2 protein-coding genes are annotated in these 1,674 nt (G+C 53.5%); one reads left to right on the forward strand and one right to left on the reverse strand.

The features are described 5' to 3' along the window. A partial coding sequence (locus tag ACR0IO_RS22900; RefSeq protein WP_480745133.1) for a DMT family transporter occupies window positions 1–641 on the forward strand: 641 nt, incomplete at its 5' end. Here ACR0IO_RS22900 and arsJ read toward each other — a convergent pair. Further along, window positions 621–1,674: organoarsenical effux MFS transporter ArsJ (arsJ, locus tag ACR0IO_RS22905; protein WP_480745135.1), on the reverse strand; the 1,054-nt coding region annotated here is incomplete at its 5' end. The two genes, ACR0IO_RS22900 and arsJ, sit on opposite strands and share 21 nt — an antisense overlap.

Genomic DNA, 1,674 nt, shown 5'->3' on the forward strand with positions numbered 1-1,674 from the left:
CGGCAACCTGCTTTATAACAGGAGTTAGCTTTGTCCCTTTGGCCGATGCAATCTCAGTGACCTTTATAGCTCCGCTGATTGTCACCGTACTTGGCGCATTGATTCTACGTGAAAAGGTGGGCCTACACCGATGGTCAGCTATTTTTGTCGGATTTTTAGGTACACTGATTGTAATTAGGCCAGGCTTAGGGATCGTCCATCCGGCAGTATTTTTGATAGTATTGGCTGCGAGTATGTTTGCGGTTCGCCAAGTCCTGTCCCGTATGATTGCACCCTATGACAATACATACACAACTGTTGCTTACACTGCTCTTGTTGGGGTGGCGGTTATCAGCATACCTCTTCCATTTTTCTGGGCATGGCCAAGCGATAAGAATTCCTTAATCATAATGTTCTTCATGGCAGCGTTTGCGGGCTTGGGCGAGCTTTTGGTGATCCGTGCGCTTGAGATCGCGGAAGCTGTAGTTTTGGCCCCCGTGCATTACTCAATGATATTATGGTCAGTGATGTATGGGTATTTGGTTTTCGCGCAATTACCAGATGGATGGACCCTAATTGGCACCACTTTGATCGTTGCAACTGGTCTTTATACTATGCATCGGGAGCGCCTTGCCGCGCGCTCACGCCGTGCTGCGACCTAGGCGATTTGCGGCGACAGCCGATAAGGCCAAAAGTCCGCTTGCTACCATCAAGCAGGCCTCAACCCCGCCCCATTGATAGGCAAGGCCCGATAGGCCCGTGCCCAACAATCGGCCTGCCGCATTCGCCATGTAATAGAAACCAACATCTTGGCTGACCCGCTCGGATTTTGAAAATGCGAGAATGAGGTAAGAGTGCAGTGCCGAATTCACGGCAAATATCGCGCCAAAGACCAACAGACCCAAGACCAGCGTCACAGTCAGCCAAGGGGCGGGCGCGCCTGCGGTGGAGACAGTAATCGCCAAAAGCGCAGGGATTGGCACAAGCGCCAAGGCCCATTGGCGCGCGCTTGCGGACAGCCGCCCCAAATCATTGGCCCCTTTGCGCAGGATGCGCGGGGCCATGGCCTGAACAGCGCCATAAAAGATGATCCAGACCGCCATGAAGGTGCCAATCATGAAAAAGGCTGCGCGTCTGCTTTCATCGCTGCCATCGGAAAGAACGGCGTAGAAATAAACCGGGATGCCCACCACAAACCACACATCCCGCGCGCCGAATAAAAAGACGCGGGCAGCAGACAGACGATTGATATTTTTGTCTCGCGAGATGACGGTGGAAAACTTGGTCGCTTTGTTCCCTTTGGGCAGGCCGTCTGGCATGAAGAAAAGCAGCGCCACAAGGATCAGTGCCAAAATAGCTGCCATGCCCAACAAGGCGGTGTTGTAGCCATAAAGTGCCAAAAGGCCTGCGCCCAAAAGGAACCCCAATCCCTTTACCGCGTTTTTTGATCCTGTCAGCCAAGATACCCATTTCAGCAATCCAGCCCCTTCGGGTGCCAAAAGTTTGACAGCCGATTTTGAGGACATTTTCGCCAGATCCTTGGCCACGCCTGAGGCCCCTTGCACGGCCATCACATAGGCCACAGATGCGCCGATCGACCACATAGGATCCAATGCGGTGAGGGCCAAAAGCGCACCAACCTGTAGGATCAGCCCCGCATATAAGGTGCGGGTCAGACCAAACCGCGCGGCCAGC

This window comes from Ruegeria sp. CE12, from assembly GCF_056537525.1.